This window comes from Thiosulfativibrio zosterae, assembly GCF_011398155.1.
Lineage (GTDB): Bacteria > Pseudomonadota > Gammaproteobacteria > Thiomicrospirales > Thiomicrospiraceae > Thiosulfativibrio > Thiosulfativibrio zosterae.
Map to the genome: position 1 here is coordinate 1,294,725 of NZ_AP021888.1, position 15,913 is coordinate 1,310,637.

The 15,913-nt window shown below is 41.9% G+C and carries 17 protein-coding genes; 7 read left to right on the forward strand and 10 right to left on the reverse strand.

Annotated elements, in window-relative coordinates:
* Window positions 1–14 precede the first annotated feature (14 nt).
* The 7 genes from hemL to THMIRH_RS05935 form a co-directional block, all read right to left on the reverse strand.
* Window positions 15–1,295 (reverse strand): glutamate-1-semialdehyde 2,1-aminomutase, encoded by a 1,281-nt coding sequence (hemL, locus tag THMIRH_RS05905; RefSeq protein ID WP_173291220.1) that lies wholly within the window; start codon window positions 1,293–1,295, stop codon window positions 15–17.
* Window positions 1,296–1,331: 36 nt separating this feature from the next.
* The gene (locus tag THMIRH_RS05910; protein WP_173291221.1) at window positions 1,332–1,772 is read right to left on the reverse strand and encodes a rhodanese-like domain-containing protein; all 441 of its coding nucleotides are present in this window, start codon (window positions 1,770–1,772) and stop codon (window positions 1,332–1,334) included.
* Complete coding sequence (locus tag THMIRH_RS05915; RefSeq protein ID WP_173291222.1) at window positions 1,769–2,269, reverse strand: TlpA family protein disulfide reductase; 501 nt, start codon at window positions 2,267–2,269, stop codon at window positions 1,769–1,771. Before THMIRH_RS05915 ends, THMIRH_RS05910 begins: the two co-directional genes overlap by 4 nt.
* Before the next feature lie 86 nt (window positions 2,270–2,355).
* The gene (rpiA, locus tag THMIRH_RS05920) at window positions 2,356–3,018 is read right to left on the reverse strand and encodes a ribose-5-phosphate isomerase RpiA (RefSeq protein ID WP_173291223.1); all 663 of its coding nucleotides are present in this window, start codon (window positions 3,016–3,018) and stop codon (window positions 2,356–2,358) included.
* Window positions 3,019–3,115: 97 nt separating this feature from the next.
* A complete protein-coding gene (locus THMIRH_RS05925) occupies window positions 3,116–3,547 on the reverse strand; it encodes a hypothetical protein (protein WP_173291224.1) in 432 nt (143 codons plus the stop codon).
* A 193-nt stretch (window positions 3,548–3,740) separates the two neighbouring features.
* Entirely contained in the window at window positions 3,741–4,220 is a 480-nt protein-coding gene (locus tag THMIRH_RS05930) for a copper chaperone PCu(A)C (RefSeq protein ID WP_173291225.1), read from the reverse strand.
* Window positions 4,221–4,237: 17 nt separating this feature from the next.
* On the reverse strand, window positions 4,238–4,843 hold the full coding sequence (locus THMIRH_RS05935; protein ID WP_173291226.1) for an SCO family protein: 606 nt from the start codon (window positions 4,841–4,843) through the stop codon (window positions 4,238–4,240).
* Between the two features lie 329 nt (window positions 4,844–5,172).
* Between THMIRH_RS05935 and ilvA the strand changes: the two genes are divergently transcribed.
* On the forward strand, window positions 5,173–6,696 hold the full coding sequence (gene ilvA, locus THMIRH_RS05940; RefSeq protein ID WP_173291227.1) for a threonine ammonia-lyase, biosynthetic: 1,524 nt from the start codon (window positions 5,173–5,175) through the stop codon (window positions 6,694–6,696).
* Window positions 6,697–6,801: 105 nt separating this feature from the next.
* Here ilvA and THMIRH_RS05945 read toward each other — a convergent pair whose 3' ends face one another.
* Window positions 6,802–7,422, reverse strand: coding sequence for a 5-formyltetrahydrofolate cyclo-ligase (locus THMIRH_RS05945; RefSeq protein ID WP_173291228.1), 621 nt, complete (start codon window positions 7,420–7,422; stop codon window positions 6,802–6,804).
* 239 nt (window positions 7,423–7,661) lie between these two features.
* Window positions 7,662–7,928, reverse strand: a complete 267-nt coding sequence (locus THMIRH_RS05950; protein WP_173291229.1) for a cell division protein ZapA — start codon at window positions 7,926–7,928, stop codon at window positions 7,662–7,664.
* Window positions 7,929–8,039: 111 nt separating this feature from the next.
* Here THMIRH_RS05950 and THMIRH_RS05955 point away from each other — a divergent pair, with 111 nt between their 5' ends.
* The 6 genes from THMIRH_RS05955 (at window position 8,040) to THMIRH_RS05980 (ending at window position 14,408) form a co-directional block, all read left to right on the forward strand.
* Window positions 8,040–8,609, forward strand: a complete 570-nt coding sequence (locus THMIRH_RS05955) for a UPF0149 family protein (protein WP_173291230.1) — start codon at window positions 8,040–8,042, stop codon at window positions 8,607–8,609.
* Window positions 8,609–9,931 (forward strand): aminopeptidase P N-terminal domain-containing protein, encoded by a 1,323-nt coding sequence (locus tag THMIRH_RS05960; RefSeq protein WP_173291231.1) that lies wholly within the window; start codon window positions 8,609–8,611, stop codon window positions 9,929–9,931. The genes THMIRH_RS05955 and THMIRH_RS05960 overlap by 1 nt, the downstream gene beginning before the upstream one ends.
* On the forward strand, window positions 9,904–11,139 hold the full coding sequence (locus tag THMIRH_RS05965) for an FAD-dependent oxidoreductase (RefSeq protein ID WP_173291232.1): 1,236 nt from the start codon (window positions 9,904–9,906) through the stop codon (window positions 11,137–11,139). The genes THMIRH_RS05960 and THMIRH_RS05965 overlap by 28 nt, the downstream gene beginning before the upstream one ends.
* Window positions 11,139–12,416, forward strand: coding sequence for an FAD-dependent oxidoreductase (locus THMIRH_RS05970; protein ID WP_173291233.1), 1,278 nt, complete (start codon window positions 11,139–11,141; stop codon window positions 12,414–12,416). The genes THMIRH_RS05965 and THMIRH_RS05970 overlap by 1 nt, the downstream gene beginning before the upstream one ends.
* A gap of 1 nt (window position 12,417) precedes the next feature.
* A complete protein-coding gene (locus THMIRH_RS05975) occupies window positions 12,418–13,299 on the forward strand; it encodes a potassium channel family protein (protein WP_173291234.1) in 882 nt (293 codons plus the stop codon).
* A gap of 158 nt (window positions 13,300–13,457) precedes the next feature.
* The gene (locus tag THMIRH_RS05980; RefSeq protein ID WP_173291235.1) at window positions 13,458–14,408 is read left to right on the forward strand and encodes a LysR family transcriptional regulator; all 951 of its coding nucleotides are present in this window, start codon (window positions 13,458–13,460) and stop codon (window positions 14,406–14,408) included.
* A 78-nt stretch (window positions 14,409–14,486) separates the two neighbouring features.
* On the opposite strand, the gene THMIRH_RS05985 is transcribed toward THMIRH_RS05980, so the two are convergent.
* Window positions 14,487–15,896 carry a PhoH family protein gene (locus THMIRH_RS05985; protein ID WP_173291236.1) on the reverse strand — a complete coding sequence of 470 codons (1,410 nt, stop codon included), beginning with the start codon at window positions 15,894–15,896 and terminating at the stop codon, window positions 14,487–14,489.
* Between the last annotated feature and the right edge of the window lie 17 nt (window positions 15,897–15,913).

Sequence of the window (15,913 nt, forward strand, 5' to 3'; positions counted from 1 at the left end):
GGGTTTGAGCAAGATTAAAGTTTTGCCATAACTCTATCTGCGGCGGCAATGGTGGCTTCAATATCAGCACTGGTATGTTTTGAAGATACAAAGCCAGCTTCATAAGCTGAAGGTGCCAAATAAATCCCTTCTTGTAACATACCGTGATAAAACGCTTTGAATTGTTCCATGTCACCTTTTGCAACTTGGACAAAACGGCTGATGTTTTTCTCTGTATTGAAAAAGAAACCAAACATACCGCCCACTTGGTTGGTGGTAAAAGCAATACCATGTTTATCAGCCGCAGCTTGCAAACCATCCACTAATTGTTTGGTTCTGGCTTCTAGGTTTTCAAAAAAACCATCTGCTTGAATCAATTCTAAGGTTTTTAAGCCCGCTGCCATAGCGATTGGATTACCCGACAAAGTACCTGCTTGGTAGATTGGACCTAAAGGCGCGATGCGTTCCATAATGGCGCGTTTACCCCCAAAAGCACCCACGGGCATTCCGCCGCCGATGACTTTACCAAAAGTGGTGATATCGGGAATCACATTAAAACGACCCTGCGCACCTTGTAATCCCACACGGAAACCGCACATCACTTCATCAAAAATCAATACTGTTCCATACTGATCGCAGACTTCACGCAAAGTTTCTAAAAATCCAGCTTCAGGGGGGATGCAGTTCATATTGCCCGCGACTGGCTCAACGATAATACAGGCAACTTCAGAACCAATTTCTGCAAACACTTGTTTGACTTGCTCGGCATCATTGTGCGTTAAAGTGATGGTGAGTTCAGCTAAAGCAGCGGGTACGCCGGGTGAAGAGGGTTCGCCCAAGGTCAACATGCCAGAGCCTGCTTTAACCAATAAAGAGTCCGAATGACCGTGGTAACAGCCTTCAAACTTAACGATTTTGTCGCGACCTGTGTAACCACGCGCTAACCGAATCGCTGTCATGGTGGCTTCTGTGCCTGAGCTCACCATGCGAACCATATCCATAGACGGAATCAGTTCACACACTTTATCCGCCATGGTCGTTTCGATTTCGGTTGGCGCACCAAACGACAAACCATCAACGGCTTTTTTCTGAACCGCTTCAATCACTTCTGGGTGAGCATGGCCTAAAATGGCAGGCCCCCAAGAGCCCACATAATCAATATATTGTTTGTCATCCGCATCAATTAAATAAGCGCCTTTGGCCGCTTTAAAAAATACGGGATCTCCCCCAACGCCTCTAAAGGCACGCACTGGCGAGTTAACACCACCAGGAATATGCTTTTGAGCCGCGATAAAAAGATCATGAGATTTTGACATGGAAATTCCTTTAAAAATAAATAGGGAGAGGGGATTTTAATTTTGTTTTGATTTTAACCAATCTAAGTAGCCGCCAAACATTACCCGCGCATTTTCATAGCCGAGTAGGCGTAAAGCCATATGTGCTTTAGATGACAAGATACCTGTATCGCAATAGAGGATGATCATCTTGTCTTTTGGTAATTCATCTAAGTGATTAAGAATGTCACGCCACTCAATATGAATGGCATTAGGAATGTGACTGACAGCATAATCTTGAGATTTGCGCGTATCAATGATTAGGGCTTGGTGTTGCATTTCATTCACTAAAGCAGGGGTTAAAACACCATCGCCAAAACTCGCAAACTCAAAATAACCCTGTAAGTTATCCAAAACTTCAGGATTGGGTTCGTCCGAAATGGCAAGTGGAGCATTCATCAACAGAGAACTGCCCAGAATCAGTGGTAAAAATTTTTGGATGCTTAGATTGGGTTTCATAATTTTGGACTCATCTGTTTAATGCGTTCTTCAACCTGAGCAAAATCAATGTCGCCAATTTTTTGGTAAACAATTTTGCCATTGGGGGCAATCAAAAAGCTGGTAGGTGTCAATAGGATGTCACCAAAATCTTTGGCGATTTTTCCATCAGAGTCCATGACAAAAACAAAAGGGTAATTATTAGCGGCAATAAATTTTTCAACCTGTTCTTTGGGATCATAGTCCATAGAAACGGCCACTAATTCAAAACGGTCGCCCAATTCTTTTTTCATGGCGGCAAGGTGTGGCATTTCTGCAACACAACCTGGGCATGAGGTTGCCCAAAAATTAACCAATACGGGCTTTAGGGGTTTGCTCAAATCAATTTGCTGTTCTTGAACAGTGACTTTGATATTAGGTGCTTGCCCTAAACCGTCACTGAAAACGGTTAGGTAAAGCAGTGTGCCCAATAGTAAAGCTACAAGCAAACCAAAAATTTTGCTGCCAATATTTTGCATAACCAAACTCCTAGAGTGAAATCAGTTTTTGAAAACCTGAGAAAAAAAACGGGCCGTAAAGCCCGTTTTGTTGGCGAATAAAGCCATTAGGCTTCTACTTTTTCAACGCCAGTTGGGGTGCCATATAAAATAACATCCGCTTTACGAGCGGCAAATAAGCCATTAGTGACCACACCAACAATGCCGTTTAACTCGTTTTCTAAAGCAACGGGATCGGTAATCTGCAAACCGTGTACATCCAAAATAACATTGCCATTGTCTGTAGTGAAACCATCACGCAAAACGGGTTCGCCGCCAAAGCGTTTTACAATTTCACGCGCCACATAACTTCTTGCCATAGGGATAACTTCAATTGGTAAGGGGAATTTACCCAATACGCCGACTTTTTTAGATTCATCTGCAATACACACAAATTTTTTGGCTACGGCTAAAACAATTTTTTCACGAGTTAAAGCACCACCGCCGCCTTTGACCAAATGGCAGCCTGCATCAGCTTCATCTGCGCCATCAATGTAGACAGAAATTTCTGCAACCGAATTTAAATCAAGCACTGGAATACCATGGCCTTTTAGACGAGCTGCAGAGGCTTCTGAAGAAGCTACTGTGCCTTCGATGGTATGTTTAATTTTAGCCAATTCGTCAATAAAAAAGTTGGCGGTTGAGCCAGTTCCAACCCCAATAATGGTTTCTGGAACAACATAATCGATAGCGGCTTTAGCAACGGCTTGTTTTAATTCATCTTGAGTCATGGTTTCTATCCTAGGTTTGGTTTATTTTCGAGTCATATTATTTTAAGCATTTTCGACCAAAAGTATAGTCAAAGCATAAATGGATGTGAAAACGCTTTTACTGACTGTGACTGCCGCCGGGTGTGTTGTAAATAACCGGTGGTGGTTGAACTGCAGGCACTTCATGAACCAATTGCGGGGGTAACTCGCCTTCTTTACGGTCTAAAATGTCCATAATCAGTCCAGATTGAGAAACATAATATTTATCTGGGTAGACATGAACAACTTTATAGGTCAAAGGGCGGAGTTGACGCGCTTGTTCTGCTAAAGGTTTACCTTTAATCATATAAAGACCACAGGTTGAGGAGCCTTTGTAAACTTCTCCTTTAGGCATACCTTCTTGGTCTTTAAAACTGATCATGCCGCGTCGGTCAATTTCGGTTTTTAAAACTTCTTTACGCTCTGCGTTAGCCGAGTTGTATTCCAAACATAAGTCAATCGTTCTAGAAACGGTTAAGTCTTCGGCTGCAAAAACGGAGCTATTTGCCATTAAAAGACAGCTTAGGGTAAGTGTTTTGATAGGTGTGCGCATTGGGCTTCCTTGCTAATTTAATCAGCATGTATTTTATCCAATAACGAAGGACAGTGCATTGAAGGAGTGTGAATGGGTTTTGCTTGAATAAAAAAAACGAGCGCTCTTTTAAGAAACGCTCGTTTGTTTGAGAGGGATTACAAAATATAAATTAGTGTTGCATGTGCATTTTCATGCCGCCCATGCCCATTAAAGATTTCACTGGCATTTCAACTGTTTTTTGGCTGCCATCTTCAAAGGTTAGGTCAACTTTAACCTGGTCACCAGCTTTAATGCCTTGGTTGAGGTTAATCAGCATGATGTGTAAACCACCCGGTTGCAAAGCGGTTTCACCATGCGCAGGAATAACAATGTTTGGAATTTGACGCATTTTCATCACGCCATTGTCGTGAGTGTGTTCGTGTAGTTCTACTTTTTTAGCCACAGTAGAGTTAGCGCTGACCAATTTAATGTCTTGGTCGCTGTTGTTTTTAAGCGTCATAAAGCTGGCAGAAGCCATAGCGGTTGGTGGCACTTCACGAGCGAAGGGGTTTTCAATCAAAATGTTTGCGGCTTCATTGGCCATCGCTGAAAAACTGCTGACTGAGGTTAAGCCAATAAGCGCCATTTTTAAAAGAGTTTTGTTGAGCATTTTAAGAGTTTCCTTTTTTATTTAAGGTTTTGTTGGATGGTTTTAATAAAATCGTCTGGAGCCGTTGCATGCGGTAATTGCGTTACTAGGTTGCCGTTTTGGTCAATCACATAAGTAAAGGCTGAGTGATCGACAGCGTAATATTCATCTTGTGGATTTTTTTGGTGTGACAAATATACCACCCCGTAGTTTCTGGCAATTTGAGTAATGTTTTCAGGTTTGCCGGTTAAGCCTATGGCGTTCATTTCAAAATAACCGGTGTATTGTTTTAGGCGTTCAGGCGTATCACGAACGGGGTCTACCGACACAAATAAGATTTGAACCTTGGCCTTCTGTTCAGGCGTTAAGCGCTGATAGGCAACAGATAAGTTGCCCAAATTGGTCGGGCAAATATCTGGGCAAAAGGTATAGCCAAAGTACAATAAAACCAATTTGCCTTTAAAGTCACTGAGCGATTGTGTGCCTTGCACACTCATCAATGAAAAATCGCCACCCTGAGGTCGGTCATTCGAAATTAAATTTGCGGTGCGTTCTTCAGAATTCTGAGTTATGGCTGGCCAAATAATAATGCCCAAGCCAATTAAAATGCCGGCAAGGATAATACCGAGAATAGATTTGTTCATGTAAGGTCCTAAGGTTTATCAACCCAAAAGGGAATCATTAATCTAAATTATTGTTTTGAATAAAGTTGCGATATGGCAAGATTTTATCAGAACATCCTAGGTTGAGATGAACCTAGTAAAGGCAAAAAACTGCTTGTTGATTCAAAAATTGGATTTTAAATGATTTTAGAGGTTTGCAAATTTTAAACTCTTAAGAAATTGGGTTAACTTATGAGAAATACTGTCAAAACCTTGAAGTGTGGGTGCTTAAATGATTCATATCAATTTTTAAAGCCGGCCGATGGGGTTTGTTATAATCATTCGATTAAACTTAAATGAAAGGATTGTGCATGCCCGTTGAAATTTTGCGTCGAGTTTTAAGTGCGCCTGTTTATGATGTGGCCATAGAGACGCCTTTAGAAAGAGCGCCGTTAATTTCTAAAAAAACCCTCAATGATGTTTGGCTAAAAAGAGAAGATTTACAACCGGTCTTTTCCTTTAAATTACGCGGCGCCTATAACCGTATGGTGCACTTAACAGAAGAGCAACGCGCCAAAGGCGTAATTGCGGCATCGGCGGGTAATCATGCGCAGGGCGTGGCTTTATCGGCGACCAAAATGGGGGTTAAGGCCATTATTGTGATGCCACGCACCACACCCTTAATTAAAGTGAATTCTGTGCGTAATTTGGGTGGCGAAGTGGTTTTGTTTGGTGACAGTTACGATGAAGCTTCCAAGCACGCTAAACAAATGTGTGAAGCGCAGGGTTTAACCTTTATACATCCTTATGATGATTTAGATGTTATTGCAGGGCAAGGCACCATTGCTTTAGAGATGTTACGCCAGCATAAACCGTTTGACATTATTTTTGTCTGCGTAGGCGGTGGCGGTTTAATTTCTGGCATAGCGTCAGTGATTAAACAAGTATCGCCCAGTACCAAAATTATCGGTGTTGAACCTGAAGATGCAGCTTGTATGACTGAGGCCTTAAAGGCGGATGAGCGCGTTATTTTAAAACAAGTCGGATTGTTTGCCGATGGCGTGGCAGTGGCTCAAGTGGGTGAAATTCCGTTTAGGATTGCCAAAACCTGTGTGGATGCAATGGTCACTGTAACGACCGATGAAATTTGCGCCGCCGTAAAAGATATCTTTGAAGACACCAGAGCTATTGCAGAGCCAGCCGGTGCGGTTGGTTTGGCGGGCATGAAAAAATATTTGGCAGAGAATCATTTAACCGGCTTAAGCATTGCTGTGACACTCAGTGGTGCCAATATGAATTTTGATCGTTTGCGCCATATTTCTGAGAGAACCGAAATCGGTGAAAAACGCGAAGCCGTTTTTGCGGTGACTATTGATGAAAAGCCGGGTAGCTTTAAGCGATTTTGTGAATTATTAGGGGATAGACGCGCCATTACGGAATTTAATTATCGTTATGCAGACAGTCAAAAAGCCATCGTATTTGTCGGTGTGAGAACAGAGGGTGGTACATCTGAAAAAGAAGCCTTAATTAAAGAGTTGCGGGGTTGTGGTTATGCCATTGAAGACATGAGCGACAACGAAATGGCTAAACTGCATTTGCGTTATATGGTGGGTGGTCATGCAAAAGGCATTGAAAACGAAACGCTGTATCGTTTTGAGTTTCCGGAAAGACCGGGCGCTTTGTTGCAGTTTTTAATTCAAATGAGCGAAGAGTGGAATATCAGCTTGTTTCATTATCGCAACCACGGTGCTGCTTTTGGGCGTGTATTGGTTGGTGTGCAAGTGCCTAAAGAGCAACATTCGCAATTTGAATGTTATCTCGAAAACTTGGGTTATCCTTATGTCTGCGAGCAAGATAATCCAGGCTATCAACTCTTTTTAAGACCGATTGCTTAAGCCTTTTATCAACTAAAAAGCCGCTAAAAATGACCAGGCCTGGTTGTTTTTAGCGGCTTTTTGCGTTTTTAGTCGGTTTAATTAGTGTGTTTTTAATCGGTTTAATTAATGTGTTTTAAAATGGTAAATTTGCTGTTCGCTGATTAATGCATCTAGTGGCACATCCCAGCTTGCACTGCTGATGAAACTGACTTTTTGGCATTCATGTGCCCAACCAACCAGTTTAGGTCGAGACATCATGGCTTTATGCTGTTGGCGTTTAAAAGCAAACGCTCTATCGTAAAAACCACCCCCCATGCCAATACGATGTCCTTGCTCATCAAAGCAAGTCAAAGGCACGATAATTAAATCAAGTTGTTTGCCGTGCAGATGATGTTGCTGTTTGATGTGAGGTTCAAGCATTTTTAAATGATTTTTAAACATTTTGCTTTTCGGAAGATACTCAGCAAAGGCCATAGGGCGACCACGCAAGGTTTTTAGAACGGGCAAATAAACACGATGCTGGCTATGCCAGAGTGCTTGAATAAGAGGGTTAGTCCCTAATTCGCCATCTTGAGATAAAAAAACGGCAATTTTTTTGGGTCGTTGTAACCAAGCAGATTTCAGTAAGCGTGAGGTGGCTTGTTTGGCATGTTGAATTTGTTGGCTATGACTCAGTGAACGGCGTTGTTCACGGCACCATTTGCGCAAAGATTTTGGATCAGAAGCGGGAGTTAAAGGATTCATAAAATTAACTCAGAAATGGGACATACGAGCCGGGCAAAAAACACCTTGAACCGTAAAGTTCAAGTGGCAGCCTCCACTTAAGATTTAGGTTTCTCGGACATAAGCGAGAATCTCACCATCGAAAGCTTCTGACCCCAGGGTCATAATTATCGGAACGGGGTTTAAAACCCAACCCGTATGCTTGGTTTTATTATAGCACCGGCTAAAATGAAGTGTTGTGTTTTGTTGCAAACTTTTAATTATTTAGCTGATTGGTCAGTAACTTGATTCAAAATGTCTTCAACTTGGCTGTCGAGTTGCAGGCAATATTGTGTTGCGTCATCTTTTAAACTTAAGTAATCATAGCAAAGATTTAATGCCACCATCAGAACCTTGCTCTCACCTTTTAAATTTTCGACTTGATCCAGTTTATCTTCTAGCAGTGTGGCGGCCTCAATCAAGCGGGCTTTATCTTCTTCTGCGCAGGGAACATGGAAGGTATGGTTCATGAGAGTCAGAGTAAGCATTGGGTGTCCCTTTGATGTTTTATTTGGGTCTTTGAGCCATTTTGGTCTCATTAAAACCCGATTAGTTTATGGTATTATTCACAAATTAGTTTCAGTAAACAAGGAAAGACAATGGATTTTAATCAAGTTAGTGAAGTTTTAGCACCGTTTCCAGAATTAGAGTCTGCCTCATTTGTACATGGTATGTTGGTGGGTCTAATGAGTGGTGACAGTGAAATTAAAGAAACTGTTTGGATTAAAAAACTCATCGAAGAAGCTGATATCAAATCAGTTAAAGAGTCTTTCTTGCAAGTGTTGCATCAACTTTACCTTGAAACAGATGCGGGATTAAACGGCTCCGGTTTTGATTTTGCACTGTGCATTCCTGACGATACTGAAGAGCTTGGATTTCGAGCCAGTATGTTGGGGCAATGGGCCGAGGGTTATCTGTATGGTATGGGGCTGTTAGGTAAATCTGACAAAGACTTGGCACGAGAAGTCATTGAGTTTTTAAGCGATCTAGGTGACATTGCTGGAATTGATGCGGCAGGTTTGAGCGAACCAGGTGATGAAGAAGAAGCAGATTTTATGGAAATCAGCGAGTTTGTGCGCATGGGGGTGCTGATGGTCAATGAAGAATTAAACCCAACGCAGGCGGCACCCATTATGGAAGCTGAGTGTCCAACGGATACCTTGCAATAATGACTCTGCAAAATTCTATTTGTGCCGCCAGAAGGGCAAAACTGCTGGGTGAATTGCCCATCAATTCTGTGGTATTGGTTCATTCGGGTGAAGAACTGATTCGCAATCATGATGTAGATTATCCTTTTAGAGCGCTGAGTGACTTTAATTACTTAACTGGTTTTGCTGAACCCGACAGTGTGCTGGTGTTGGTCAAAAAGGCAGAAGAAACTGCGGTTATTTTTTGTCGACCTAAAGATCCTGAGCAAGAAACTTGGCAAGGTAGACGCTTAGGTGTCGACAAAGCAGCCGCTACTTTGGGTGTGAATCAGGCATTTGCAATCGAACAGTTGGATGAGCAAGCGGAAATTTTTTTAGAAAATATCGAGCATGTTTTTTTCAGTTTTTCGCAATTGGCATTTTGGCAACCAAAGTTGTTAAATTGGTTACCAAAGTTAAAGTCCAAAGTTCGCAAAGGTATTCAAGCACCCAGCCAGCTCAGAGACCTAGATTTAATTTTGCATGAGTTGCGTTTGATTAAATCGGCCGATGAACTTCAACTGCTGCGCCAAGCCGCTCAAATATCCGTTCAAGGGCATTTATCGGCCTTAAAAATGACCAGGCCTGGTCAATTTGAGTATCAAATTCAAGCCAGTTTAGAGCATACTTTTAAACAATTAGGCTCTCCCAGAGTGGCATTTAATTCAATTGTCGCAGGTGGTGAAAATGCCTGTATTTTGCATTACACAGAAAATGATGCCGTTTTAAAACATGGTGATTTAATTTTAGTGGATGCGGGTGCTGAGTTTGCCGGTTATGCAGGTGACATTACCACCACCTTCCCTGTGAGTGGTCAATTCTCAGTCGCACAAAAACAGCTTTATGAAATTGTCTTGGCGGCTCAGCAAGCAGCCATTGCCGTTATAAAACCAGGTGTCGCCTACAACCAAATTCATCTTGCTGCTGCAAAAGTGATTATTGCAGGTTTGGTTAAATTGGGGTTGTTGCAGGGCGAAGAGTCAGAACTGCTAAAGGACGAAAGCTACAAACGATTTTTTATGCATGGAACTGGACACTGGTTAGGTCGGGATGTGCATGATGTTGGTTTGTACAAAATTAACGGTGACTGGCGAGATTTAGAGCTAGGCATGGTTGTTACGGTTGAGCCAGGCATTTATATTCCTTCGGAGAGTGAAGGGGTTGACTCAAAATATTGGGGCATCGGCATTCGTATTGAAGATGATGTGTGGGTTACCGACACAGGATGTGAAGTGTTGACACATGGTCTTCCAAGAACACCAGAGGAAATAGAACAATGGATGAAAAACAACTCCCTACATTAGATTCGGCTACCAAGAAAGTCTTTATTTCTGGTGGCGGCCCGGTGGGTTTAATGCTGGCGATAGGATTGGTGCAAAAAGGGTTTTCGGTTATTTTGGCAGAAAAGAATGCCGATTTTGCATCAGAGGGCGCGGCTCATCATGGGTCTTTTGATGGCAGAGTGCTGGCGTTAACTTACGCCTCTAAACTGTTTTTAGAGTCCTTAAATTTATGGTCATCCTTACAATCCAAAGTCACGGAGATTCATTCTGTCCATGTGTCTCAAAAAGGGTACTTAGGTGTGACCCATCTCCATGCCTCAGAAATGGGTGTTCCTGCGCTAGGTTATAGTATATCTGGCTCTGATTTAGGTCAGGTTTTATGGCAAGCCTGTCAACAGTTACAAGCAGCTGATCAGGCATGCTTACAGATTTTGTGCCCAGCAGAACTCATTGATTTGCAACAAGATGAATCGGCTGTTCAATTAAGTCTGCAAACAGAATTTGGGTCTCAGACACTGGATGTTGATTTTGTGGTTGGCGCTGATGGAACACAATCCAAGGTAAGAGAATTACTGGGTTTGCCCATTGAAATTAAAGATTACGATGCTTATGGTGTGATTGCCAAAATAGAAACAGAGCTTGCGCCAAATCATTGGGCCTATGAGCGTTTTACCACACAAGGGCCAGTTGCCTTGTTGCCAATGGGTGGCCATGCCAGTAAAGCAGTATTGGTGTGTGAGTCCAAAGATATTGACACTGTAAAAAGTTTGGATGACACAGCGTTTATGGCCTTATTTGCTGAAAAAATGGGCGAAAGACTCGGTGCGTTTACGCAGGTTTCTGAAAGAGTGTTTTATCCGTTAAAAGAAACTTATGTTCCACAAATGGTTCAGGGGCGAGTGGTTTTAATGGGGAATGCTGCCCATACTCAGCATCCAGTCGCGGCTCAAGGTTTAAACTTAGGCATTGCCGATATTGAGGCATTTTTGCAACAGGCTAATCACCTAATCAATCCTGAAATGGATGTGGCGCCTGTTCTTGAGTCTTACGCCAAACAACGCGCTGAGCATCATCAAAAAATAATGGGGCTTACCGATGGTTTAATTGAATTGTTTCAAGCGCCATCACCGGTAATTGGTCATCTAAGGGGTATTGGTCTAATGGCAATGCAGTCGTTGAGTCCGCTCAGAAAACGCTTCTCAAAATTAGGCATGGGGATAAATCAATAATGCAATCCAATCTACAAGTTGAAATTTCAGATGCTGAAAAAACCAATATTATCAATACTGTTTGGGATGTGGTCGTCGTTGGTGGCGGAATGGTTGGCGCTGCCGCTGCACTGGGTTTGGCTCAGGCAGACTTTAAAGTGCTGTTGCTAGAAAAAACACCTCCTCAATTGCAATGGTCTAATACTCATCCTTATGAAACGCGCGTCAGTGCTTTAACCAGAGCTTCAGAGAACATTCTGAGAAACCTGGGAGCCTGGTCTGGGGTTGTCTCTCGACGAGGACATGCATTTAAGGCAATGCATATTTGGGATGAAGCCAGTTCTGGCGAAGTGCATTTTTCGGCCGCTGACATACATGAACCCAATCTAGGTTTTGTGGTTGAAAACTCAGTCATTCAGGCGGCAATTTGGGATCAGATTGTTTTGTCAGACAAAATTACTACCCTATTTGATAGAACCGTTGGCGAGCTTTCATTAGAGGAAGATTTTGCAAAACTTGAACTGGAAGGACTTGGTCATGTTCAGACCAGGTTGATTGTTGGTGCCGATGGTGCGCAGTCGTTTATTCGAAATAAAGCGCATATTGGCCTTGAGACGCATGATTATGGTCAGTGTGCCGTGGTGGGTTGTGTTCAAACCGAGTTGCCTAATGAAGATACCTGTTGGCAGCGATATCAAAAAGACGGTCCGTTTGCGTTTCTAGCTATGGACGAACAAATGAGTTCTATTGCTTGGTATTTGCCGCTTGAAAAAATGGAGTGGGCATTGAGTTTGGACGATGCGTCTTTTGCAAAACAAATTGAAATAGCTTCCGAAGGTCGTTTAGGTAAGATTTTAAAAATTGCTGAAAAAGCAGCATTTCCTTTAACGCGACGCCATGCAGAAGCCTATGTCAAACCGCATTTAGTCTTGGTGGGGGATGCTGCTCATACCATCCATCCTCAAGCTGGACAAGGGGTAAATTTAGGGTTGCTAGATGTTGCGGCTTTAATCGAAACCCTGAGCAATGCAAAACTTGAAAATGCCCATAAGGACTGGTCTAGATTTGCGGTTTTGCGTCGTTATGAAAGATGGCGCAGAGGGGATAATGCAATTGTTCAGCGTTCAATGGAAGGTTTTGATTGGATGTTTAAGCAGGATACTCAACTTAAAAATTCGGTGCGAAGCGTGATACTACCTTTAGCAAACCGCCTAGCGCCTGCCAAAAATTGGTTAATGCTGCAAGCCCTTAAAGGGCGTGAGGCAACCCCTTTGTTGGCTAAAGGACTGGTTCATTAATATGGCAATTAACTACAAGGCTTTATTGGGGGTCGCAGGGGTTCATGCAAACGAGAATGATCGTGCACAGCGCTTCGGAACTTTATTTTCTTATTTGGTCTTGTTAGCACTTTTAGGTGTGGTTGTTCAGCTGATATTAGATTATTCAGAAGTTCATTTTAATGGGATTTGGTTGTCTTTGGCTGTTTGGTGGATATTTTTTGCGGAGTTTGTGGTTAGCTTAAGTTTGGTGGATCAAAAAGTTCGTTATATCCGCCATAATTGGTTGAATTTAGTCATTATTTTCTTAGCTTTTCCTTGGATGGAGTGGGGCGGTGATTGGGCAGTCATATTTAGAGCCTTGCGTTTAATTCTATTTGTAAGGGTGCTGGTAACGGTTATTGAAGATGTAGTGGCTATTTTAAGACGCAACAGTTTTGGGCGCGTTTTAGCGGCAGCAGTCGTGTTTGTGGTGATTTCAGCGGCCATTTTTTCGGCCATAGAAGATAAGCCTTTTACATCAGGTTTATGGTATGCCCTAGTTACCATCACTACGGTCGGTTATGGGGATGTTGTTCCCTTAACGGATAATGGGCGCTTTTATGGCGCCTTTTTAATTATATTTGGTGTGGTACTATTTTCTTTGTTAACTGCAAACATTTCAGCTTTTTTGGTGGGCGCTGAACAAAAGAAAATGGAAAGTGAAATTCTAAAATATGTGCAGTTAACCGAGCAACGCATGGCGGAGCAGTCTAAAAGGCATGAGCAAATGTTGGAGTCGATGTTAAAAGAAATTGATGACAGGCTTATTGTTCTTGAGAAAAAAATTCATGAGAAACAAACAGAAACCTTGCAAAATCATCTTAAAAGTATTGAACAACATTTGAAGGATAGGTCGAGATAATTTCTGTTTAATACCCCTCAATAGGCTTATATTAAAGCCTTCTAACAGGGTAATATAAAGATAATTTTGACTTTCATGTAATAAAGTTTTATATTCACCTCCATCAATTTTTTTTATAAAAAATTCACTTAATTAGTTTTTACTCTAAGGCAAATTTAATGGCTGATAGACGACTCCAAGTATTTCACACAGTAGCGCGTGTGATGAGCTTTACCAAAGCAGCTGAAACACTGCATATGACGCAACCCGCAGTGACTTTTCAGGTTAAGCAACTCGAAGAATTCTTTAACACTCGTTTATTTGATCGAACGCATAATAAAATCACACTGACCGACGCGGGCAAGGTGGTTTATGACTACTCAGAAAAGATTTTGGATAGTTATGAAAAGATGAACAACGAAGTTCGCGAATTAACAGGTGAAGTGACTGGAAGTCTGATTATTGGTGCCAGCACCACTATTGCAGAGTATTTGCTGCCAAGTCTATTAGGTGTTTTTAAAAAGCAGTTTGAAGATGTTAATATTCGTTTGCAAGTCGGTAACACGGATGCCATCGTTTCAATGGTTGAAAACAATATGATCGATTTGGGTGTTGTTGAAGCCCCTGTCTATAATAAAAACCTTGAAGTAGATGTTTGCCGCCTTGATGAGATGCAGTTGATCGTTCCTGTTAACCATCCTCTAGCCAATCGCAATAAAATTTCAGTTGAACAGATTCGTAAGTATGGCTACATCTCTCGTGAAGAGGGTTCTGGTTCGCGTGCAGTTATTGACAACTATATTCGTGAGCAAGGCTTAAGTTATAGCGACTTGAAGGTGGTTATGGAGCTTGGTAGCCCAGAGGCCGTCAAAATGTCGGTGGAATCTGATGTAGGTATTGCAATCGTTTCTCGCACCACTTTATCAAAAGAGTTGCAGTTAGGTACTTTAAAAGCCATTCCTTTAGATCCACCACTTTACAGACCTTTTTCTCATGTGAGACAAAAGCATAAGTTTAGACATAGAGCCGTTGGGGAATTGTTAGATTTTGCGGTTACCTATTGCAAAGAGCGAGCTTTAGAGCAAGGATTCCGTATTCCTACTGAAGAAGAGAAAGAAAAGTTTCGTTAATATTTGATGAATCTTAAGAAGTAAGAAAAAAGGCGGATTTACCGCCTTTTTTGTTTTTTGGACTTTGTTTTTGGACTTTTATAAGTTTTCGTTTGCAAACTCAGCCAATCGAGAGCGTTCACCTTGTTTTAAGGTGATGTGAGCACTGTGTTCCCAATATTTAAATCGATCCACAACATAAGTTAAGCCTGTGGTGGTTTCAGTTAGGTAGGGTGAATCAATTTGTCCAATGTTTCCTAAACAGACTATTTTTGACCCTTCGCCTGCACGAGTAATTAGTGTTTTCATTTGTTTAGGGGTTAAGTTTTGCGCTTCGTCTAGAATAATGAATTTTTTCTGAAAAGTACGCCCACGCATGAAGTTCATAGATTTTATTTTGATGCGGCGATTCATCAGTTCTGTGGTGGTGTCTTTCTCCCATTTGCTGACATGACCTTCAGTTTGCGACAAGACTTCAAGGTTATCCATTAATGCTCCCATCCAGGGCGTCATCTTTTCTTCTTCAGTGCCGGGTAAAAAACCAATATCTTCACCAACAGGTATGGTGGCACGGGTCATGATGATTTCTGAGTATAAATTGTCTTCAAGCGTTTGTTCTAAAGCTGCCGCAAGGGTTAAAAGGGTTTTACCCGTTCCCGCGACACCCAGTAAAGAGACAAATTCAATCTCAGGGTCCATTAAGAAATTAAGCGCCATATTTTGCTCTTCATTACGAGCGCTTATCCCCCAAATGCTTTTTTTGCTTTGCTGAAAGTTTTGCATATATTCAAGCGTTGCAATATTGTTTTCTACTTTTCGAACAATGGCACTAAATCCCGCTTCATTTGGGCTAATTAAACATTGATTGGGATACCAGTGAACCGTGTTATCGATTTCGATTTCATAAAAAGTTCGACCATCATTTAACCAAGACTTCATGCGATGCGCATTTTGCTCAAAAAAGTGTTCGTCTAAATAATCCCAACCGGTATAAAGCAAATCGGCATCTTCTAAGACGCGGTCATTGTAATAGTCTTCAGAGTGCAGTCCAACAGCGGAAGACTTTATTCTCATGTTGATGTCTTTGGTAACCAAAGTGACATTGCGCTGCGGATAGAGTTCTTTCAGCGCTAAGCCAGTTTGCAGAATATGGTTATCTGCTTTGTGGCTGGGGAGCGAGGCAGGTAATTCTGCTTTTAGGGGTTCAGTTTCAAAATAAAGTTTACCTAAATGCAGTGTTTGGCCATCTTTTAAGGGGTGAATGCGTTCAAGGCTGAGTCCTGCTTTGATTTCTTCAAAAGTGGCATTGCAAATGATTTGATCAATTAGGCGGTTTGTCTCGCGTACATTTCGAGAAACTTCAGACATCCCTTTTTTGCCAGCATCTAACTCTTCTAGAACGGTCATGGGTAATAAAATGTCATGTTCTTCAAAATTAAACAGCGCCATAGGGTCGTGCATCAGAACATTGGTATCTAGGATAAATAAGCGTTTAGAATCTTGATTCATTTGTGCTTCCTTAAAGT